Annotated in this window: 14 protein-coding genes; 7 read left to right on the top strand and 7 right to left on the bottom strand. The window is 62.8% G+C overall.

The window, feature by feature from the left end; genetic code table 11:
- Positions 1–52 precede the first annotated feature (52 nt).
- The gene (locus POF45_RS04520; protein ID WP_282315193.1) at positions 53–1,792 is read right to left on the bottom strand and encodes an amidohydrolase; all 1,740 of its coding nucleotides are present in this window, start codon (positions 1,790–1,792) and stop codon (positions 53–55) included.
- 103 nt (positions 1,793–1,895) lie between these two features.
- On the opposite strand from POF45_RS04520, the gene POF45_RS04515 reads away from it, so the two are divergent.
- From POF45_RS04515 to POF45_RS04495, 5 genes are read left to right on the top strand one after another with little or no spacing between them, the layout of a single operon-like run.
- Positions 1,896–2,810: a LysR family transcriptional regulator gene (locus POF45_RS04515; RefSeq protein WP_282315192.1), complete on the top strand. Its 915-nt coding sequence runs from the start codon at positions 1,896–1,898 to the stop codon at positions 2,808–2,810.
- A gap of 38 nt (positions 2,811–2,848) precedes the next feature.
- Entirely contained in the window at positions 2,849–3,466 is a 618-nt protein-coding gene (gene lexA, locus POF45_RS04510; protein ID WP_282315191.1) for a transcriptional repressor LexA, read from the top strand.
- On the top strand, positions 3,466–4,083 hold the full coding sequence (gene imuA, locus POF45_RS04505) for a translesion DNA synthesis-associated protein ImuA (RefSeq protein WP_259494757.1): 618 nt from the start codon (positions 3,466–3,468) through the stop codon (positions 4,081–4,083). The genes lexA and imuA overlap by 1 nt, the downstream gene beginning before the upstream one ends.
- A gap of 7 nt (positions 4,084–4,090) precedes the next feature.
- Entirely contained in the window at positions 4,091–5,506 is a 1,416-nt protein-coding gene (locus tag POF45_RS04500) for a Y-family DNA polymerase (RefSeq protein ID WP_282315189.1), read from the top strand.
- A complete protein-coding gene (locus POF45_RS04495) occupies positions 5,482–8,577 on the top strand; it encodes an error-prone DNA polymerase (protein ID WP_282315188.1) in 3,096 nt (1,031 codons plus the stop codon). The genes POF45_RS04500 and POF45_RS04495 overlap by 25 nt, the downstream gene beginning before the upstream one ends.
- 352 nt (positions 8,578–8,929) lie before the next feature.
- Here the strand turns inward: POF45_RS04495 and preA are convergent, their stop codons facing one another.
- From preA to hydA, 3 genes are all read right to left on the bottom strand, one after another.
- Positions 8,930–10,204: an NAD-dependent dihydropyrimidine dehydrogenase subunit PreA gene (gene preA / locus POF45_RS04490; RefSeq protein WP_282315187.1), complete on the bottom strand. Its 1,275-nt coding sequence runs from the start codon at positions 10,202–10,204 to the stop codon at positions 8,930–8,932.
- Positions 10,205–11,572: an NAD(P)-dependent oxidoreductase gene (locus POF45_RS04485; RefSeq protein WP_282315186.1), complete on the bottom strand. Its 1,368-nt coding sequence runs from the start codon at positions 11,570–11,572 to the stop codon at positions 10,205–10,207.
- Between the two features lie 153 nt (positions 11,573–11,725).
- Complete coding sequence (gene hydA, locus POF45_RS04480) at positions 11,726–13,165, bottom strand: dihydropyrimidinase (RefSeq protein ID WP_259494751.1); 1,440 nt, start codon at positions 13,163–13,165, stop codon at positions 11,726–11,728.
- Between the two features lie 622 nt (positions 13,166–13,787).
- Here hydA and POF45_RS04475 point away from each other — a divergent pair.
- Positions 13,788–15,272, top strand: coding sequence for an NCS1 family nucleobase:cation symporter-1 (locus POF45_RS04475; protein WP_282315185.1), 1,485 nt, complete (start codon positions 13,788–13,790; stop codon positions 15,270–15,272).
- A 96-nt stretch (positions 15,273–15,368) separates the two neighbouring features.
- Positions 15,369–16,652 carry a Zn-dependent hydrolase gene (locus POF45_RS04470; protein WP_259494748.1) on the top strand — a complete coding sequence of 428 codons (1,284 nt, stop codon included), beginning with the start codon at positions 15,369–15,371 and terminating at the stop codon, positions 16,650–16,652.
- 331 nt (positions 16,653–16,983) lie between these two features.
- Here the strand turns inward: POF45_RS04470 and POF45_RS04465 are convergent, their stop codons facing one another.
- The 3 genes from POF45_RS04465 to POF45_RS04455 form a co-directional block, all read right to left on the bottom strand.
- Positions 16,984–18,375, bottom strand: a complete 1,392-nt coding sequence (locus POF45_RS04465) for an amidohydrolase family protein (RefSeq protein WP_259494747.1) — start codon at positions 18,373–18,375, stop codon at positions 16,984–16,986.
- A 12-nt stretch (positions 18,376–18,387) separates the two neighbouring features.
- Positions 18,388–19,743 (bottom strand): nucleobase:cation symporter-2 family protein, encoded by a 1,356-nt coding sequence (locus POF45_RS04460; RefSeq protein ID WP_259494746.1) that lies wholly within the window; start codon positions 19,741–19,743, stop codon positions 18,388–18,390.
- A gap of 159 nt (positions 19,744–19,902) precedes the next feature.
- On the bottom strand, positions 19,903–20,943 hold the full coding sequence (locus tag POF45_RS04455) for a CobW family GTP-binding protein (protein WP_259494745.1): 1,041 nt from the start codon (positions 20,941–20,943) through the stop codon (positions 19,903–19,905).
- Positions 20,944–21,038 lie beyond the last annotated feature (95 nt).

Raw genomic sequence — 21,038 nt, 5'->3', positions numbered from 1 at the left:
CACAAGCCCCCCCTGGAGCAGGCTTCGCCAGCGTCTATGGGGGATGCGGTGGTTACAGGCGATTGTAGACCTGACGCCCGGCAAACCACGTCTGCAGCACCTGAGTGTCGTGCAGGGCTTTGTCGTCAACGCTGAAAACATCGCGATCCAGCACGATGAAGTCGGCCTGTTTCCCGGCACTCAACGAGCCGATCTGCTGCTCCAGGCCGATGGTGCGGGCGGCGTTGACGGTGTAGGCGTAGAACATCGTTTCGCGGTCGATGCGTTCATCGGCGTTGAGTACGCCCAGCGGGCCGATTCGGGTGATCGCCTGGGCCATGGCATTGAATGGGTTCGGCGAAGACACCGGCCAGTCGCTGGCGCCGGCAATGGTCGCGCCCTGTTTGAGCAGCGAGTGCGCCGGGTACTGATAACGGAACGCCAGGGCGCTGACATAGGGCTTGATCATGCCCGTGGTGTAGTCATCGGCGGTGGCCCACAGCAACTGCATCGAAGCGATGACGTTCAGCGGCTTGAACCGGGCAAACTCCTTCGGGTTGACCATTTGCAGGTGGGTGATGGAGTGCGTCACACCGCTCTGCCGGTCTTTGCGCGCCTGCGCGATGCCGTTCAGGGATTCACGCACCGCCCGGTCGCCGATGGCGTGGATGTGCACCAGCCAGCCGCGCTGGTCAATGGCGCTGACCAGTTCGCCGAAATGCTGCGGATCAATCAGCAACTCGCCTTGTTTGTGCGAGTTGTTGTACGGATCGATCATCGCCGCGCTCTGGGCCGGGTATTCGATCACCCCGTCGGCGAAGATCTTGATGCCGGGCAGGGTCAGGTTGGGGATGCCCTGAAATTGCCGACGGACCTTGTCCAGGGTGTCGAGATCGGCCGGAATGCTTTTCGGGTTGGCCACCAGCAGGGCGGCGACGTGGGCGCTCATGCCGCCGGTTTGCGACAGGGCCTTGTAAACGGGCAATACGCCGACGGTGTTCTCCGTGGGCTTGAGGGCGAACACCGGCTCGCCCGGCGCGGCGTTGGCGGCCGGGTCCATCCAGGCGGTGATGCCGAGGCTGTTGTTGTAGCGCACGGCGGTTTGCGCAGCCTTCAACATGTCGGCGGGGCTCGGCACCGGCATGTTCGAGGCGACCCGGTCCCAACCAGCGTCCACCAGAAAGCCGTTGGGACGACCGTCGGCGAGTGTGCCGATGGTGTCGCGCTCGGCGCCCGGCAGGTTTTTCAGCAGGGCGGCGTTTATGCCGGCGCGCTCCAGCATCACGTTGTTGGCCCACGCGGTGTGGTGGTCGCTGCCGGTGAAGACCACCGGCACGGTGGCCCATTCGCCACTGTTGAAGGTCTTGCCAAAGGCCTCGGCCTGCGCCCAATAAGCCGAACTCATGCCGGCCACGCTCAACACATCGCCATGCCGGGCCTTGCCGTCGTCACGCCAGCCGCGCAGGCGTTTTTCCAGTTCATCGAGGCTGACCACCTCGTCTTCCATATTGGCCGCGACCATTTCCAGGCCGCCGAAGATCGCGTGGGAATGACTGTCGATCAGGCCCGGCATCAGGGTCTGGCCGCCGAGGTCGACCACTTGGGTGCCGGGTTCGATCAAGGCCTTGATCTGTGCGTCGCTGCCCACTTGCAGCACTTTGCCGTCCTGCACCGCCAGGGCCTGGACCTGAGGCTGGCGGCGGTCGGCGGTGAAAATCTTGCCATTGAGCAACACCAGGTCAGTGGTGGCCATGGCTTCCATTGAGGCAAAACTGACGGCGGCGACCAACAGATTCGGGATGAATTTTTTCATTGAACATTTCCTTGTTATTGCGTCTGATGGCCAGATTAGTGGCAGCTCACCCGCAGCAGAACGCCTGCCTGACGAAAAACGTTTTTGCCTGAATGGAAAAAGCATGGACAAGCTGGGCGCACTGAAAATGTTTGTGGTCACGGCGCAACTCGGCAGTTTCAGCCGCGCCGCCGAGCAACTGGGCAAGACGCCGTCGGCGCTGACCAAAGCGGTCAATCACCTGGAAGCCGAACTCGGCGCCCGGCTGTTCGAGCGCAGCACCCGGCGCATTCTGCTGACAGAATCCGGGCGGCTTTATCTGGACACCGCTCGTCAGGTGTTGCAGCGCCTGGAGGAGGCCGGCGAGGAGATCGAGCAGTTGCAACACGGGCTGCGCGGCAGTTTGAAAATCACCGCCCCGCTGGCCTATGGGCGCGCGTTCCTTGACGACGTCTGTGGTGGTTTTGTGCAGCAATACCCGCAGATCGATCTGCACGTGGACCTGTGCGACGCATTCGTCAATTTGCTGGAAAGTGGCTACGACCTGGCCCTGCGCGAAGGCCATGACGACCTGCCGGGGCTGATTGCCCGCGTGGTGGGCAGCAACCGTCTGGCGTTGTGTGCCAGCCCCGCCTATCTGGCCCGCAAGGGGCTGGTCACGCCGCAAACCCTCGATGAACATGAGTGGCTGCTGTATCGCCACCCCTTGCTCAGCCGCGAGTTCTGGTGGGCCGAGCGCGATGGCCAGCGCCTGAGCCTGCCGCAACCCCGATCGCCACGCCTGCGCAGCGACAATTATGATTTGCTGCTGGCCAATGCCCTGGCCGGGCGCGGGTTGCTGCATACACCGCTGTGGAGTGCTGCGCCCTACATTGCCGACGGGCAACTGGTGCGGGTGATGGCGGACTACGACATCGACCCGGACAGCTTTGGCGCGCACATCCTGGCGGTGTACCCGAGCCATCGACGGGCGACCGCCAAGGTGTTGGCCTTTATCGACTGCATCAGTGCATTTCTGGCGGCCCGAGGCTTGAGCTGACTGGCGGTTCTTGTCAGTCATATCCTACAGGAGTACAAATGTACTCCATGACCACTCTGACTCCCCGCCGTACTGCCATCCTGACCTTTATCCGTGATCGAATCGCGGAGCACGGTCAGTCCCCGAGCCTCGCTGAAATCAGCGAGGCTTTTGGTTTTGCCTCCCGCAGCGTGGCGCGCAAGCATGTGCTGGCGTTGACCGAAGCCGGTTTTATCGAGGTCAACGCGCATCAGGCGCGGGGCATTCGCCTGCTCGGGCAACCGGCGCGCCCCGAGTTGCTGGACATTCCGGTACTCGGTCGAGTGGCGGCGGGTGCGCCGATCGGTGCCGATGCAGAGGTCCACAGCCGCCTGTTTCTTGACCCGGCGATGTTCTCCCGTACCCCGGATTACCTGCTGCGGGTCCAGGGCGATTCGATGATCGACGACGGCATTCTCGACGGCGATCTGGTGGCGGTGCACCGTACTCCGGACGCGCTCAATGGCCAGATCGTGGTGGCACGCCTGGATGGCGAAGTCACCATCAAACGCTTCGAGCGGGTCGGCGGCCGCGTTCGGCTGTTGCCGCGCAACCCGGCGTACCAGGCGATCAACGTCGAGGCCGATCAGGACCTGGCCATCGAAGGGCTGTTCTGCGGTCTGGTGAGGCGCGGGTGATGGGCGCCGTCGTTGCGCTGGACACGCTGTTCAATGGCGGCCAGGTCTGGAAGGGCCGGCCTGCGCCACCGGCAGTCAGCCCGCAACCCACCGGGCACGCAGCACTGGATGCGGCATTGCCCTGCGGTGGCTGGCCGGAGGCGGCGTTGAGCGAAATACTGCTGGCCGGGCAGGGCATTGGCGAGTTGCAGCTGGTGTGGCCGACGCTGGCGCGCTTGTCGGCGGCGGGTGAGCGCATCGTGCTGGTGGCGCCCCCCTATATCCCGTATCCCCAGGCCTGGCAGGACGCCGGGGTCGATCTGCGACAGCTGTCGATCATCCAGGCCAGTGAACGCGATGCCTTGTGGGCGGCAGAACAATGCCTGCGCTCAGGCAGTTGTGGCGCCGTACTGTGCTGGCCGCACAAGGCCGATGACCGGGCGTTGCGACGCTTGCAGGTGGCGGCGGAAACCGGCCAGACCCTGGCCTTTGCCTATCGCTCGATCCATGAAGCCGTCAATCCGTCACCAGCGGCCCTGCGCATTGCCATCGATGCGCGGCCCGCGCAGTTGCGGGTACTCAAATGCCGGGGCGGGCTGGCCCGCTCGGCGCCGATTGCCTTTGCCATGGGGCATTGAGGTTGCCATGCGTTGGGTCTGTATTGTTTTCCCGCAATTGGCGCTGGACGCCGTGCTGCGCCAGCGCGCCAATCCCGATGAGCCGCTGGCGCTGCTGACCGGCCCGGCCCAGCGTCGTGTGTTGCAGGCCGTCAACGGCTCGGCGCGGGCGCTGGGTCTGCGTCCCGGTCAGTCAATGACCGCCGCCCAGGCGCTGAGCAAAGGTTTTGCCACCGCCAACTACGACGCCGCCGAGATTGAACAGTGGCAGCAATTTCTCGCCGCCTGGGCCTATCGTTTCAGTGCGCAGGTCAGCGTGCATTACCCCCGTGCCGTGGTGTTTGAAATCGAATCGAGCCTGGGGCTGTTCGGTCCGTGGCCACAGTTCGAGGCCCGGTTGCGCGCCGAACTCACGGCGCTGGGCTTTCGTCACCGCATCGTCGCCGCGCCCAACCCGGTGGCGGCCAGGGTGTTGGCCAATGTCTATGACGGGCTGGTGGTGCCGGACGCTCAGGCCTTGCAGCATCATCTCGGTCAACTGCCCATCGACCGTCTGGCTCTGGAGCCTGCGGTGGCCACGGCCCTGTCGCGCATGGGCCTGCGTACCTTGAGTCAAGTGCAGGCCTTGCCCCGGCACACGCTGGCCCGGCGCTTCGAAGCCCAGGTACTCAAGCATCTGGACACCCTGCTGGGCGAGCGCCCTCTGGCCCTGGCGTTCTACTTGCCGCCGGACCGTTTCGATGTGCGCATCGAACTCAATTTCGATGTGCAATCCCATCAGGCCCTGTTGTTTCCCCTGAGGCGGTTGACCGGCGATCTGTCGGCGTTCCTCTGCGGCCGGGACAGCGGCGTGCAGCGTTTCGATCTGCTCCTTGAACATGCCGGGTTGCCGGACACCCTGATCAAGGTCGGTCTGTTGGGGGCCGAGCGCGACGCGGCGATGCTGTTCGAACTGGCCCGAGGGCGTCTGGAGCAGGTGCAGGTCGAGGCCCCCGTGCGTGGCTTTCGCCTGCGGGCCGAAGACTTGCCGGCCTTTGTACCCCAGTGTCAGGAACTGTTCGACGACCGCCCGCAGCAATCCATGCCCTGGGAGCAACTGCGCGAACGCCTGCGGGCACGGCTGGGGGATGAGGCGGTGCAGGGCTTGCGGTTCCAGGCCGATCATCGGCCCGAATGCGCCTGGCAGCCCCGTGCCGACAGCCAGGTTTGCGCCGGGGTGCCGGGGGTAAAACGGCCTGGCTGGCTGCTCACCGAACCGCAGGCCGTGCACGAAGGCTCGGCGCGGATTCTCATGGGCCCGGAGCGTATCGAATCCGGTTGGTGGGACGGCGACGATGTGCGCCGCGACTACTACCTGATCCAGACCCGCGCCGGCCAGCAGGGCTGGGCCTATCGAACCGTGGGCGAGGACGGCCCCCTGTGGTTGCAAGGCTGGTTTGCATGAACGTCGACTATGCCGAGCTGCACTGCCTGTCGAACTTCAGCTTCCAGCGCGGTGCCTCCAGTGCCCTGGAGCTGTTTCAGCGGGCCAAAAAACAAGGCTATCAAGCCTTGGCCATTACCGATGAATGCACCCTGGCCGGCATCGTCCGCGCCTGGCAGGCGGCCAAGGCGGTTGAGCTGCCGCTGATCATCGGCAGTGAAATACGCCTCGAAAACGGCCCCAAAGTGGTGCTGCTGGTGGAGAACCTTGAGGGTTATCAGACGCTGTGTCGATTGATCACCCGGGCGCGGCGCCGAACGCACAAAGGCCAGTACCAGGTGCTGCGCGAAGACTTCAGCGAACCGTTGCCGGGGCTGTTGGCGTTGTGGGTACCGGACACCGTCGAGGCGGTTGAACAGGGGCGCTGGCTCAAGCAGGTTTTTGCCGAACGCCTGTGGCTGGCCGTGCAGTTGCATCGCGGGCAGGACGACACTCGGCGGCTGGCCGCGCTGCTGACCCTGGCCGGGGAACTGCAAATCCCGGCGGTGGCCAGCGGCGATGTGCACATGCACGCCCGTGGCCGACGTGCCTTGCAGGACACCATGACCGCGATCCGCCATCACCTGCCGGTGGCCGAGGCCGGGATGCGCCTGCACCCCAACGGCGAGCGGCACCTGCGCAGCCTTGAAGCGTTGGGCGAGTGTTATCCGCCGGCCTTGCTGGCCGAAACCCTGACTATCGCCCGGCGTTGCACCTTCGACCTGAAGCAGTTGCGTTATGAGTATCCCCGCGAGTTGGTGCCCGAAGGCCATACGGGCACGTCCTGGCTGCGGCATTTGACTGAAGAGGGCATCCAGTGGCGCTGGAAAGCACCGACAGCCGAAGTATTGAAGCAGATCGACAAAGAGCTGGAGCTGATCGCCGAACTGGGCTACGAGAGTTATTTCCTGACGGTCCACGACATCGTGCGCTTCGCTCGTGATCAGAAAATCCTCTGTCAGGGGCGGGGCTCGGCCGCCAACTCGGTGGTGTGTTTTGCCCTGGGCATCACGGAAATCGACCCGGACCGAAGCACGATGTTGTTCGAACGCTTTCTGTCCAGGGAGCGCAACGAGCCGCCGGACATTGACGTCGATTTCGAGCATGAGCGCCGCGAAGAAGTCCTTCAATACGTGTTCCGGCGTTACGGCCGCACCCGCGCCGCACTGACCGCTGTGGTCAGCACCTACCACGCCGCGGGCGCGGTACGCGACGTGGCCAAGGCGCTCGGATTGCCGCCGGACCAGATCAATGCCCTGGCCGATTGCTGTGGTCATTGGAGCGACCAGACGCCACCCGTGGAGCGCCTGCGTGAAGGCGGTTTCGATCCCGACAGCCCGGTGTTGCGCCGGGTACTGAGCCTGACCGGGCAGCTGATCGGCTTCCCTCGGCACCTGTCGCAGCACCCCGGTGGTTTCGTGATTTCCGAGCAGCCGCTGGACACCCTGGTGCCAGTGGAAAATGCAGCCATGGCCGAGCGCACGATCATTCAGTGGGACAAGGACGACCTCGATGCGGTGGGCTTGCTCAAGGTCGATATCCTGGCGCTGGGCATGCTCAGTGCCATTCGCCGCTGTTTTGATTTGCTGCACAGGCATCGCGGACTTGAGCTGAGCCTGGCGACGATACCGTCCGAAGACGCGCCCACCTACGACATGATCAGTCGGGCGGACACCATTGGCGTGTTCCAGATCGAGTCACGGGCGCAGATGTCGATGCTGCCCCGGCTCAAGCCCCGCAGGTTCTATGACCTGGTGATCGAGGTGGCAATCGTCCGGCCGGGGCCGATTCAGGGCGGGATGGTGCATCCGTATTTGCGTCGCCGAAACGGTGATGAAAAGGTGGTCTATCCGTCGCAGGAACTCGAAGTGGTTCTGGAACGGACGCTGGGCGTGCCGCTGTTCCAGGAGCAGGTCATGCAAATCGCCATCGTCGCCGCCGGCTACAGCCCCGGCGAGGCGGACCAGTTGCGCCGCTCCATGGCCGCCTGGAAGCGCCATGGCGGGCTTGAGCCGCATCGGCAGCGACTAGCCGACGGCATGAAAGAAAGACGCTACACCCCAGAGTTCGCCGCGCAGATTTTCGAGCAGATCAAGGGCTTTGGCAGCTACGGGTTTCCCGAGTCCCACGCGGCCAGTTTCGCCTTGCTGACCTATGCCAGTTGCTGGCTGAAATGCCACGAACCGGCTGCCTTCGCCTGTGCGCTGATCAACAGTTGGCCCATGGGTTTCTACAGCCCTGACCAGATTCTTCAGGATGCGCGCCGGCATCATTTACAGATCCGTCCGGTGGACGTGCGCGCCAGCGACTGGGATTGCAGCCTGGAACCGATCACCGGGGCACAGCCCGCGATTCGCATGGGCTTGCGCATGATCAAGGGTTTTCGCGAAGAGGATGCCCGGCGCATTGAGAGCGCACGGGCGCGGGGGACGTTTATCGACATTGCCGACCTCGGCGAGCGGGCACAACTGGACGCCCGCGCCCAGGAACAACTCGCCGATGCCGGGGCCTTGCGCGGCCTGGCCGGTGACCGGCATCGGGCACGCTGGGAAGTGGCGGGGGTGCAGAAACAACTCGGCCTGTTTGCCGGTTTGCCGCGTCAGGAAGAGCCGCAAGTGCACCTGCCCAAACCCACGGTCGGCGGGAATTTGCAGGCTGATTACGCCACGGTGGGTACGACACTCGGGCCGCATCCATTGGCGTTGTTGCGCGCTGAACTGCAGGCCCGGCGTTGCCGCAGTTCCAGGGAGTTGCTCGACCTTGAACATGGCCGCCCGGTCAGCGTCGCCGGGCTGGTTACCGGGCGCCAGCGGGCGGGGACTGCCAGCGGCGTGACGTTCGTGACCCTGGAGGATGAATTCGGCAACGTCAATGTGGTGGTCTGGCGCGACCTGGCTGAACGCCAGCGGCAGGTGCTGGTGGGGTCGCAATTGCTCAAGGTCGATGGGCGCTGGGAGAGGGAAGGCGAGGTGCGGCATTTGATTGCCGGACGCTTGAGTGATTTGAGTCCGTTGCTGAATGGCATCAGCGTGCAGAGCCGCGATTTTCGCTAATGTACGACCGTGCGAAATCCCTGTGGGAGCGAGCAGGCTCGCTCCCACAGGAGACTAGAGGTGAATACAAAATTTGAGCCCAACCGCCATCAACTGTGGGAGCGGGCTTGCCCGCGAAGACGCCAGCACATCCAGCATCAATGTAGCTGACCCGACGCCTTCGCGAGCAAGCTCGCTCCCACAGGAAACTTGAGGTGAATACAAAATTTGAGCCCAACCGCCATCAACTGTGGGAGCGGGCTTGCCCGCGAAGACGCCAGCACATCCAGCATCAATGTGGCTGACCCGACGCTTTCGCGAGCAAGCTCGCTCCCACAGGGTTTGGGTTTCAACTCAAAGGGTAGCCAACCTCTCAAACCGCCACATGGTACGGATTACGCGGATCATGGTTCCAGTCCAGAAACGGCTTGCCGGTGTCCATCGGCACCATCTCGATGCAGTCCGCCACCGGGCAGGTGATCTGGCACAGGTTGCAGCCCACGCACTCGTCTTCAATCACTTCATATTTGTGCGTGCCGTCCGCTTGCTTGAGGCTGGCAATCGCCTGGTGCGAAGTGTCTTCGCAGGCAATGTGGCAGCGCCCGCAACCGATACACGCCTGCTGGTCAATTTTCGCGATCACCTGATAGTTGATGTCCAGGTACTTCCAGTCCGTGGTATTGCCCACCGCCCGCCCGGAAAACTCGCTCAGGCTGGCGTAGCCCTGACTGTCCATCCAGCGCGACAGGCCATCTTTCATCTCTTCGACAATCCGGAAACCATGCAGCATCGCCGCCGTGCACACCTGCACCGCGCCGCTGCCCAGGGCAATGAATTCCGCCGCATCGCGCCAGCTGCCAATGCCGCCAATGCCGCAAATCGGCAGGCCCAGGGTCTGCGGGTCGCGGGCTATTTCGGCGACCATGTTCAACGCAATCGGCTTGACCGCCGAGCCGCAATAACCGCCGTGAGTGCTCTGCGATCCCACTGTCGGCATGGCGACCATGCGCTCCAGATCGACACTGGTAATGGAGTTGATGGTGTTGATCAGCGACACCGCATCCGCGCCACCCCGGTAAGCGGCACGGGCGGCGATGCGGATGTCGGTGATGTTCGGTGTCAGCTTGACGATCACTGGCAGCGAGCAATAGGTCTTGCACCAGCGGGTGACTTGCTCGACGTACTCCGGCACCTGGCCGACCGCCGCGCCCATGCCCCGTTCCGGCATGCCGTGCGGGCAGCCGAAGTTCAGTTCGATACCGTCGGCACCCGTGGCTTCCACCAGCGGCAGGATGTGTTTCCAGGATTCTTCAACACAGGGCACCATCAGCGAGACGATCAGCGCCCGGTCCGGCCAGTCCTTTTTGACCTGGGTGATTTCCCGCAGATTGATCTCCAGCGAGCGGTCGGTAATCAGCTCGATGTTGTTGATGCCCAGCACTTCACGGTTGGCGCCGAAATGCGCCGAGTAGCGCGACGACACATTGACCGCCGCCGGGTCTTCACCCAGGGTTTTCCAGACCACGCCACCCCAGCCGGCCTCAAAGGCACGGACCACGTTGTAGGCTTTATCAGTCGGTGGCGCGGAGGCCAGCCAGAACGGATTGGGGGCTTTGATGCCGGCGAAGACTATCGAGAGATCGGCCATTTACGCAGCCTCCACGTTGAGCAGCAGTTGCGCGTTGATGGCCTCGGCGGCCAATTTGCCATGTTGCACCGCTTGCACGGTCAGGTCCTGATCGAGGCTGGTGCAGTCACCGCCGGCATACACGCCGGGGATGCTGGTGCGCAGTTGCTCGTCCACCTGAATCCGTTCGCCCTGGCGCTTGAGTTCCCGGGCCAGCGGATCGGCGAGGGCGTTGCCATCGAAGGCCTGACCGATGGCCTTGAAGATCGCATCGGCGGCCAGCTCGAAGGTCTCGCCGGTGGTTTGCAGGCGACCGTCGATCATCTGCGTGCGGGCGAAACGCATGCCGCGCACATTGCCGTGATCATCGAGCAGCACTTCTTCCGGCTGCGCCCAGGTCAGCAAACGCACCTGATTGGCCTTGGCGATATCCTGTTCATGGCCGGTGGCGCCCATGTCCTCGACGCCACGGCGGTATACCAGGTTCACATCGCGAGCGCCGAGGCGGGCCATTTGCACGGCCATGTCGATGGCGGTGTTGCCGGCGCCAAGGACAATGCAGCGGTCGGCCAGCGGCAATTGGCTCAGGTCATCGGCTTGCCGCAATTCGCGGATGTAGTCCGTGGCGGCGACCAGCCCCGGTGCATCCTCGTGGGCCAGGCCCAGCTGTTTGCTGGCGGCCAGGCCAAGGCCGAGAAACACCGCATCGAATTGCTGGTGCAGTTCGCTCAAGGTCAGGTTGTCGCCGAGTTTCTGCCCGTGACGGATTTCGATCCCGCCAATCTCCAGCAGAAAATCCAGCTCCTTCTGCGCGTAGTCGTCCACCAGTTTGTACTTGGCGATCCCGTATTCGTTGAGACCGCCAGCTTTCTCCCTGGCCTCGAAAATCACCACCTCATGCCCGTGCATCGCACTGCGATGGGCGCAGGACAACCCCGCCGGACCGGCTCCGACCACGGCGATGCGCTTGCCGGTGGCAGCGGCGCGCTGGAACGGGTGTTGGCTGAAGTGCGCGTTGTCCACGGCGTAACGCTGCAACAGGCCGATCAGCACCGGCGCGCATTCGTGGGCGTTGTTACGTACGCAGGCTTGCTGGCAAAGAATTTCCGTCGGGCACACCCGTGCGCAACTGCCGCCGAGGATGTTGGCCGAGAGGATTTTCTGCGCTGCGCCCTGGACGTTTTCCTGATGGATGTTGCGGATGAACGACGGAATATCGATCTCGCTGGGGCAGGCATTCACGCACGGCGCGTCGTAGCAATACAGGCATCGTGAGGCTTCAAGGTGCGCCTGCCGGTCGTTGAGCGGCGGCGCCAGGTCGGTGAAATGACCGGCGAGGGCGGCGGCGTTTTCTGCGGGATGGGGGAGGTGGGTCAGGGTATTGATCACGGTTTTTTGCCTCACGGTTTGAGGTATTGCCTCTGATGGGCATTGGGTATTTTTGTTGTTAGTGCCGGCCCCATCGCGAGCAAGCTCGCTTCCACATTTGGAATGCATTCCCCTGTGGGAGCGAGCTTGCTCGCGATAGGCCGAAGGCCGCTTTCAGCGTTTCACAGCAACCGGCCTGTTCAACTCGGCCCGCTTGCTCAACAAGTCAAACACCGCCGGATAAGCCGGCCGTTCGACATAGCGCCCGGCCCCACGCTCGGCCCGCAGATCACCATCGGCCCAGACCACCCGGCCCTGGCTGACGGTGTGGCTCGGCACGCCGCGCACGGTCTTGCCTTCGAAGATGTTGAAGTCCACCTGCTGATGGTGGGTTTTGGCCGAGATAGTGCGAGTCCCTTGCGGATCCCACAGCACCAGGTCGGCATCGGCGCCGACACGGATTGCGCCCTTGCGCGGATAGAGGTTGAAGATTTTCGCAGTGTTGGTGGAGGTGAGCGCGACAAAGTCCTGCATCGACAGGCGCCCGGTGTTCACTCCTTCATCCCACAGCAGCGCCATGCGGTCTTCGATCCCGGCGGTGCCGTTGGGGATTTTGCTGAAATCGTCGCGACCAGCGGCTTTCTGCTCGGCGCAGAAACAGCAGTGATCGGTGGCGGTGGTGTGCAGGTTGCCCGATTGCAAACCATGCCATAGCGCCTCCTGATGACCACGCGGACGGAACGGCGGGCTCATCACGTAACCGGCAGCGGTCTGCCAGTCCGGGTGCTGATAGACGCTGTCGTCCAGCAGCAGATGCCCGGCCAGTACTTCGCCGTAGACCGGTTGACCCTTGCTGCGGGCATAGGTGATTTCGTCGAGGGCTTCCTTGGTCGAGACATGCACCAGGTACAGCGGCGTACCGATCGTTTCGGCAATGCGAATCGCCCGGCTCGCCGCTTCGCCTTCCACTTGCGAGGGCCGCGACAACGGGTGCGCTTCCGGCCCGGTCATGCCTTGGGCCATCAACTTGCGTTGCAGGTGATAGACCAGTTCGCCGTTTTCGGCGTGCACGGTGGGCACCGCGCCCAGCTCCAGGCAGCGCTCGAAACTCGCCACCAGCGTATCGTCGGCGGCCATGATCGCGTTCTTGTAGGCCATGAAGTGCTTGAAGCTGTTGATGCCGTGATGGCTGACCAGTTCGGCCATTTCTTCACGCACTTGTTCGCTCCACCAGGTGATGGCGACGTGGAAACCGTAGTCCGATGCCGACTTCTCGGCCCAACCGCGCCACTGATGAAACGCTTCCATCAACGACTGCTGCGGATTGGGAATCACGAAATCGATGATCGAGGTCGTGCCACCGGCCAGACCGGCCGCCGTGCCGCTGAAAAAGTCTTCACTGGCCACGGTGCCCATGAAGGGCAGTTGCATGTGCGTGTGGGGGTCGATGCCGCCAGGCATCAGGTATTGGCCGCTGCCATCGAGCACTTCGGCACCTGCGGGGATATCAAGGTGTTCACCAATGGCCTTGATCACGCCGTCGGCGCAATAGACGTCGGCGCGGTAACTTTCATCATGGGTAATAACGGTGGCGCCACGGATCAACAGAGACATTCCGAGTTCCTCGCAGGCATTGACCGACTTGTGCCGGTTCTAAATGTTTTATATGAAGCAGACGCAAACAGGTGTATTCCTGTCATCGCTGTCAGGAATAGAAGCTAGTCGCAGTTTGGAAAATGAGCAAGAATATTTTTTATAAGCTTATACCTATAATAACTCGTTGATAAATAACGATTAAATATGAAAATCACCAAAATGGTTCAGCCTCTCACCATTTTGACGCACTTGACAGGTTCAAAAAATAGACGAGATTTCCTATGTGAAATCAGCCGCTTGAGGAGGGCCTATGGTTGAGGCGCGATTGTGCAAAAAAGTTTGATGCACCAGATTGAGTCCTGACAGTTCGGACAACTTGCTGATCCTTCAGCCTGAGGGGTGCAACAAGTAACCGGGGATTCAATAGTTGAAGTTACAAAACTGATGAACATCAGTTGTTTAGAAAGATTTTATGGCACTGCCCGATGCGCAAGCGGGGCACCCGGCACGTTAATTGATGCCGCCGCTGACACCTTGGCCGGTCCATGAAAGTTGTCAGTTCCTCCGGCCATCGTCGGCTTGCGCTCCCTGGCGCCAGCCCCTGATGAGCAAAAATAATTCAAAGAACAGTGGAGCGGCCATGCAACAGATCAGATCGCAAGTGACCGAGCGCGACGGCTTGTACGAACTCGAAGCCGGCAGCGACGTCCTCGACAGTCCCCGTTACAACCACGACATGGCACCGACCAAGGTGCGCGAGCGAACCTGGAACAAATGGCACATCACCGCGCTGTGGATCGGCATGTCGGTCTGCGTGCCGACCTACACCCTCGGCGGCGTGCTCACCGCGTACTTCGGCTTGAGCGTGGGCGAAGCGCTGCTGGCGATTCTGTTCGCCAACCTCATTGTGCTGATCCCGCTGACGCTTAACGCCTTCGCCGGCACCAAGTACGGCATTCCATTCCCGGTGTTGCTGCGTTCGTCCTTCGGCATTCTGGGCTCCAACGTGCCATGCCTGATCCGCGCGCTGGTTGCCTGTGGCTGGTTCGGCATCCAGACGATGTTCGGCGGGCTGGCGATCCACCTGTTTCTGGGCTCGATCTTCGAGGGCTGGAAATCCCTGGGTGGCACCGGCGAAGTGATCGGTTTCATGATCTTCTGGTCGTTGAACCTGTGGGTGGTGCTGCGCGGCGCCGAGTCGATCAAATGGCTGGAAACCCTGTCCGCGCCGCTGCTGGTGGCGGTCGGTATCGGCTTGCTGGTGTGGGCCATGCCCAACGTGTCGATGACCGAGTTGCTGGCGATCCCGGCCAAGCGTCCTGAAGGCGCCAGCGTGGTCAGCTACTTTGCCGCCGGGCTGACCGCGATGGTCGGCTTCTGGGCCACCTTGTCGCTGAACATCCCGGACTTCAGCCGCTACGCCAAAAGCCAGAAGGACCAGATCCTCGGGCAGATATTCGGCTTGCCACTGACCATGTTCCTGTTTGCCTCCCTCGGCGTGATCATGACGGCGGCTTCGGTGAAACTGGTGGGTGTCACCGTGTCTGACCCGGTCAGCCTGATCGGCCACATCCAGAGCCCGGTCTGGGTCGCGGTGGCCATGGCGCTGATCATCATCGCCACGCTGTCCACCAACACCGCCGCCAACATCGTGTCGCCGACCAACGACTTCCAGAACATCGCGCCAAAGGTGATCAACCGTACCAGGGCAGTGATGCTCACCGGCCTGGTCGGGTTGCTGCTGATGGGCCATGAACTGCTGAAAAAACTCGGGCTGATCGTGTCGGACGTGAGCCTGGAAACCGTGTATTCCAACTGGCTGCTGGGATATTCCAGCCTGCTGGGGCCGATCGCCGGGATCATGGTGGTGGACTATTTCCTGATCAAGAAACAGCAACTGGATCTGGCCGGTTTGTACCGCGATGACGTGTACCCGGCGTGGAACTGGTTCGGTTTTATCGCCTTCGGCGTGCCGGTGGTGCTGACGTTGCTGTCGCTGGGCAGCGATGCGTTCAGCTGGTTCTACAGCTACGGCTGGTTTACCGGTTCGGCGTTGGGCGGGTTGATTTACTACGGGTTGTGTTCGATGCGGACCAACCCGTCCGTTGTGAAATCTTCGGTGTAGCGGATGGCCCCTTCGCGAGCAGGCTCGCGAAGACGGCATTACCAACACCAGAGAACTACCTGAAAGAACCCATAAGAACAGCCTGAGGAGATCACCATGAGCGCGGCCACCGACGTTCTGCAGTCCACCCATCAGCACATCAACCGCGACCGCCTGTGGCAGTCGCTCATGGAACTCGCCAAGCTCGGCGCCACGGTCAAGGGTGGCGTATGTCGCCTGGCCCTGACCGACCTCGACCGCCAGGCCCGGGACATTTTCGTCAACTGGTGCAAGGAGGCCGGCTGCACCGTCAGCGTCGACGCCGTCGGCAACATTTTCGCCCGCCGTCCCGGTCGCAACCCCAATCTGCCTCCGGTGATGACCGGCAGCCACATCGACACCCAACCCACCGGCGGCAAGTTCGACGGCTGCTTCGGCGTGCTGGCCGGGGTCGAAGTGCTGCGCACCCTCAACGACCTTGGGGTGGAAACCGAAGCGCCGCTGGAGGTAGTGGTCTGGACCAACGAAGAAGGCTCGCGTTTTGCCCCGTGCATGATGGGCTCCGGCGTGTTCGCGGAAAAATTCACCCTCGAAGAAACCCTGGCCAAGGTCGATGCCGAGGGCGTCACCGTCGGCGAGGCGCTGAACGCCATCGGCTACGCTGGCCCGCGCAAAGTCAGCGGGCATGCGGTGGGCGCCTATTTCGAAGCCCACATCGAACAAGGCCCGATTCTTGAAGACGAACACAAAACCATCGGCGTGGTGATGGGCGCCCTCGGTCAGAAATGGTTCGACCTGAAATTGCGCGGTGTCGAAGCCCACGCTGGACCGACCCCGATGCACCTGCGCAAGGACGCCCTGGTCGGCGCCTCGGTCATCGTCGGCGCGGTCAACCGCGCGGCCCTCGGCCATCAACCCCACGCCTGCGGCACCGTCGGCTGCCTGCAAGCCTATCCGGGCTCACGCAACGTCATTCCCGGCGAAGTGCGCATGACCCTCGACTTCCGCCATCTGGAGCCTGCACGCCTGGATTCGATGATCAGCGAGGTCCGCCAGGTCATCGAAGCCACTTGCGAAGAACACGGCCTGACCTTCGAACTGACACCCACTGCGGACTTCCCGCCGCTGTACTTCGACGAGGGCTGCGTCGAAGCGGTACGCGGCGCGGCGCAAGGCTTGGGCCTGTCACACATGGATATTGTCAGCGGGGCGGGACACGATGCGATTTTCCTCGCCGAACTCGGCCCGGCCGGGATGATCTTCGTGCCGTGCGAGGGCGGCATCAGCCACAACGAAATCGAAAACGCCGCACCGCAGGACCTGGCAGATGGCTGTGCGGTGTTGTTGCGGGCGATGCTGGCAGCGTCGCAGGCGATTGCCAGGGGTGACATGGCGGCGTAGGAGCAAGGTGCATCAGCTGTGCGACCCCGGATCAGGCAGTCAAACGCAGAATTATGTGGGAGCGAGCTTGGTCCGGGCGGCGTTCCGACGAAAGCGGTGTGTCAGTCAGCAGAGATGTTGAGTGTGCAATCGCCATCGCGGGCAAGCCCGGCTCCCACATTGGTTTGGCGTCGTACACAACATATGCATGCCCAGCAGCTCCCCTGTGGGAGCGGGCTTGGTCCGGGCGGCGTTCCGACGAAAGCGGTGTGTCAGCCAGCAGAGATGTTGAGTGTGCTGGCCTATTCGCGAGCAGGCTGGCTCCGACAGGGGGGGTGGCTGGAGGTGTGGGTCAGTCGACATTCTGCGCCATCAACTGGCGCACCCCGTCCCACGCTTCGGCGCGCATCTGCTGTACATCCAGCCCCGGTATCACGCCGTCATCGACCACCACACGACCGCCGACAATGCTGTAACGCACCGTGATCGGTTCACCCGCGACGACCGGCGCCACGGCGATGTCGTGGAAGCCGAAGAACCGTGGATGGTCGAGGCCGTAGATCACCAGGTCCGCCGCTTGCCCGACTTCCAGTGTCCCGACCGCACCCAGTCCCAAGACCTGCGCACCTCCGGCGGTGCCCCAGTGAATCACGTCTTCGGCGGTAGTGGCCGAGGCGCCTTGTTCGGCACGGTGGATCAGCCACGCGGTGTTCGCTTCGCCGACCATGCTTCCGGATTCGTTGGACGCCACACCATCCACCCCCAGGGAAACCGGCACCCCGGCCTCGACCATCTGCGGCACGGGCGCCACGCCGCTGCCCAGGCGTGCGTTGCTCACCGGGCAGTGGGACACGCCGGTGCGGGTTTGCGCGAGCATGCGGATTTCGCCGGGTTGCAGGTGCACGGCGTGGGCGAACCAGACGTCGGGGCCGAGCCATTCGTGTTCGGCGACAAATTCCACCGGCAGGCAGTTGTATTTTTCACGGCAGAAATTGACGTAGTTCTGCGTCTCCGACAGGTGCGTGTGCAGGCGCAGGCCGAGGCCGCGGGCGGTGTGGGCGAGTTCGCGCAGCAGGGTCGGTGGTAGCGAGAAGGTCGGAGTGGTGGGGGCGACGACCACGCGGCGCATCGCGTCGGGCGTGTCCTGGTGGTAGCGCGATTTCAACCGTTCGATATCACCGACCATCTGCTCCAGCGTCTCCGGTTGCAGTGCGGTTTTCGAGAACCCCGGATGGGCGCTGGCCGACTCCAGCGCGCCGCCCCGGCACAACACGAAACGCATGCCGAATTCGTCGGCGGTGTCGAACAACTGATCACCGCTCTCGGTGCTGCCGTGGGCGTGATAGAGGTAGTGGTGATCGGCGCAGGTGGTCACGCCCGACAGCAGCAACTCGGCCATGCCCAGCCGCGCGGCGATCCGCGTCAGCTGTGGCGTGAAGCGGTTCAGGCGCGGATAAGGCACGCTTGCCAGCCAGCCTTGCAGGTCCTGATTCAGGCCTTCGGGCACGGCTTTGAGCAGGTTCTGGAACAGATGATGGTGGGTGTTGATCCACCCCGGATACACCAGCGAATGGCGCGCATCGATCACCCGCTCACCGGGTTGCGCTTCGAGCCCGGTGGCCATTTCGGCGATGCGGCCTTTGACGATGCGGATGTCCACCGCGCCCGCTCGGGCACGCGGGCCGCGCAGACCGGTCATTACCGCCAGCGGATTCTTGATCAGGATATTTTGCAATTGAGTCATGGTCGGCTCCGGTCAGAGGCTGTGAGAGGCGGGTTTGCTGGCGCTGGCATCCGGCACGCTGACGCCGTTGAGGGCGGCGTTGAGCAGCACCGACACCAGGCAGGCGATCACCACGCTGCTGTGCAGGAACGGCTGGCACCATTCGGGCATTTGCTTGAACAGGGTCGGCGCCAGCACCGGCACCAGGGCGGCGGCGATGGTGAAGCCGACGATCAGCACGTTGTAGCGATTGCGTTCGTAATCGACCTTGGCCAGGGTCTGAATCCCGGCCGCCGCGACCACGCCGAACATGGCGATGCCGGCGCCACCCAGGGCCGCGGTCGGCATCGAGGCGATGATTGCCCCGGCCTTGGGTACCAATGCCACCAGGCACATCAGCAAGCCGCTGATCGCCACCACCCAGCGGCTGCGCACGCCGGTCAGGATCACCAGGCCGACGTTTTCCATGAAGGCAATGAACGGGAACGCGGCGAACATCCCGGCGATGGTGCTGGCCAGGCCATTGGCGCGCAGGCCGTTGATCACCTGTTTCTCTTCCACCGGTTTGTCGACGATGTCACCGATGGCGACGAACAGCCCCATGGACTCGACCATCTGCACGATCATCACCACGATCATGGTGGCGATGGGCACCAGGCTGAAGGTCGGCAAGCCGAAGTAGAACGGGTAGGGCACGGTCAGCCACGGTGATTGCTGCACACTCTGGAAACTGCCCATGCCTAAGCCGTAGGCCAGCGCCGCGCCGACCAGCATGCCGATCAGCACCGCCATGTTGCGCAGCATCGGGCTGCCATAGCGGTTGACCAGCAGGATGGTCGCCAGCACCACGATGGCCACGGCGAGGTACGCCGGGGCGCCGAAATTGCTGGCGTTGCGCCCGCCACCGACCCACTCATAGGCAATCGGGAACAGCTGCAAACCGATCACGGTGACGATGCAACCGGTCACCACGGGCGGAAAAAATCGCCGCAATCGCCCCACGAACGGCGCGGCGAGCATGGTGAAGATCCCCGCGCCAATCACCGCCCCGCAGACCCCGGCGAACCCCACTTGTGGGTTGGTGCCGATGGCGATCACCGGGCCGACGCTGCTGAACGCCACGCCCTGCAAGATCGGCAAGCGCACGCCGAATTTCCAGAAGCCGACGGTTTGCAGCAGCGTGGCGATCCCGGAGCAGAACAGCGTCGTGCTGATCAGCACCACGGTGTCGGCCTGGGACATTTTCAGGGCACTGGCGACAATCAACGGCACGGCGATGGCGCCAATATACGAGACGGCCATGTGTTGCAGGCCGAGGGTGAGCATTTGCCGCGCCGGCAGAATCTGATCGACCGGGTGCACCGTGGAGACGGTAGTGGCTGACGACATGGAGAATCACCTCTTGCTGTTTTTATGCGGTAGAGAGGGGTATTCGTTCTGATGCCAAACGGTGAAGGGCCGGCAAGCCCGCTCCCACGGGTTCTGCATTCGCATCAGCTATTCGTTCTACGTGCCCGGAACCGCCATCCACCGGCTCCGATGCGGTTGTCAGCCTGCCAGGCAGGCGGCGAAGCCCTGGTTCAATGCGGCGCGGTCCAGGTCGCGGCCGATGAACACGATCTTGCTGGTGCGCGGTTCGGCGCCCCATGCCGTGGAGGCGCGGAACTCGACCAGGCTGTGTACGCCTTGCAAGACGTAGCGCTGGTCCTGATTGGCCACCGACAGCACGCCTTTCATGCGGTACAGGTTGTCGGCCTGCTCGGTGCGCAGTTCGCTGATCCAGCGGTGGAACGCGCCCAGGTTCACGGCGCCATCCACGGCAATGCCGACCGATGAAACGCTAGGGTCGTGCTCATGGTCCGGTTCGTCGTGATGATGTTCTTCTGCGTGGTGGTCATGCTCCGAACCGATTTCCATCAGCTTGTGCGTCGATTCAAACGCGCCGATGCCGAGGATTTTCGACAGGTCGATCTCGGCATAACTGGAGGTCACCAAATCCGCGGTCGCATTCAAACCGCGAATCTTCTCGCTCAACGCGGCGACGTCAGCGGCGCTGACCAGATCGACCTTGTTGATGACGATGCGGTCGGCACAGACGATCTGGTCCACCGCCTGGTTGTCCACGCCGTCGAGTTGCAGGTCTTCCAGGTGCTGGGCGATGTGTTTGGCGTCGACCATGGTCACGATTGCATCCAGCTCCACTTCATCGGCAATCGGGTCGTTGATGAAAAAGCTCTGCGCCACCGGGTACGGGTCGGCCAGGCCGCTGGTTTCGATCAGGATGTGGTCCAGCCGCACAGGCCGCGCCACCAGCTCGCGGACGATGCGCACCAGGTCCTCGCGAACTTCGGCGGTGCAGCACACGCAGCCGTTGACCATCTCGTAGATTTCTTCGGTTTCGGAGCTGAGTACCAAATCGCCGTCGATGCCGACTTCGCCGAATTCGTTTTCGATCACGGCGATTTTGCGCCCGTGGTTTTCCTTGAGGATGTAGTTGAGCAGGGTGGTTTTACCGGCGCCGAGGAAGCCGGTGAGGATAGTGACCGGGATTTTGCGGTTGGGGGTTGGTGCGTTGAATGGGCTGTTCATTTGATGCTCCTTTCCTGCGTTTTTTGTCGGAGTGCTATCAATGTGGGAGCGAGGTTGCTCGCGATGGCGGAGGGGCAGCCAATGGGAGTGTTGAA

The sequence above is a fragment of the Pseudomonas fungipugnans genome (assembly GCF_029955235.1).
GTDB lineage: Bacteria > Pseudomonadota > Gammaproteobacteria > Pseudomonadales > Pseudomonadaceae > Aquipseudomonas > Aquipseudomonas fungipugnans.
The sequence above is the reverse complement of the archived record's forward strand: the minus strand, read 5'-3'. Positions and strand labels throughout refer to the sequence as shown.

Excerpts from the sequence above, each read along its gene's own strand:
- POF45_RS04520 (WP_282315193.1), bottom strand. The coding sequence starts at position 1,792 with ATGAAAAAATTCATCCCGAATCTGTTGGTCGCCGCCGTCAGTTTTGCC.
- POF45_RS04515 (WP_282315192.1), top strand. The coding sequence starts at position 1,896 with ATGGACAAGCTGGGCGCACTGAAAATGTTTGTGGTCACGGCGCAACTC.
- lexA (WP_282315191.1), top strand. The coding sequence starts at position 2,849 with ATGTACTCCATGACCACTCTGACTCCCCGCCGTACTGCCATCCTGACC.
- imuA (WP_259494757.1), top strand. The coding sequence starts at position 3,466 with ATGGGCGCCGTCGTTGCGCTGGACACGCTGTTCAATGGCGGCCAGGTC.
- POF45_RS04500 (WP_282315189.1), top strand. The coding sequence starts at position 4,091 with ATGCGTTGGGTCTGTATTGTTTTCCCGCAATTGGCGCTGGACGCCGTG.
- preA (WP_282315187.1), bottom strand. The coding sequence starts at position 10,204 with ATGGCCGATCTCTCGATAGTCTTCGCCGGCATCAAAGCCCCCAATCCG.
- hydA (WP_259494751.1), bottom strand. The coding sequence starts at position 13,165 with ATGTCTCTGTTGATCCGTGGCGCCACCGTTATTACCCATGATGAAAGT.
- POF45_RS04475 (WP_282315185.1), top strand. The coding sequence starts at position 13,788 with ATGCAACAGATCAGATCGCAAGTGACCGAGCGCGACGGCTTGTACGAA.
- POF45_RS04470 (WP_259494748.1), top strand. The coding sequence starts at position 15,369 with ATGAGCGCGGCCACCGACGTTCTGCAGTCCACCCATCAGCACATCAAC.
- POF45_RS04465 (WP_259494747.1), bottom strand. The coding sequence starts at position 18,375 with ATGACTCAATTGCAAAATATCCTGATCAAGAATCCGCTGGCGGTAATG.
- POF45_RS04460 (WP_259494746.1), bottom strand. The coding sequence starts at position 19,743 with ATGTCGTCAGCCACTACCGTCTCCACGGTGCACCCGGTCGATCAGATT.
- POF45_RS04455 (WP_259494745.1), bottom strand. The coding sequence starts at position 20,943 with ATGAACAGCCCATTCAACGCACCAACCCCCAACCGCAAAATCCCGGTC.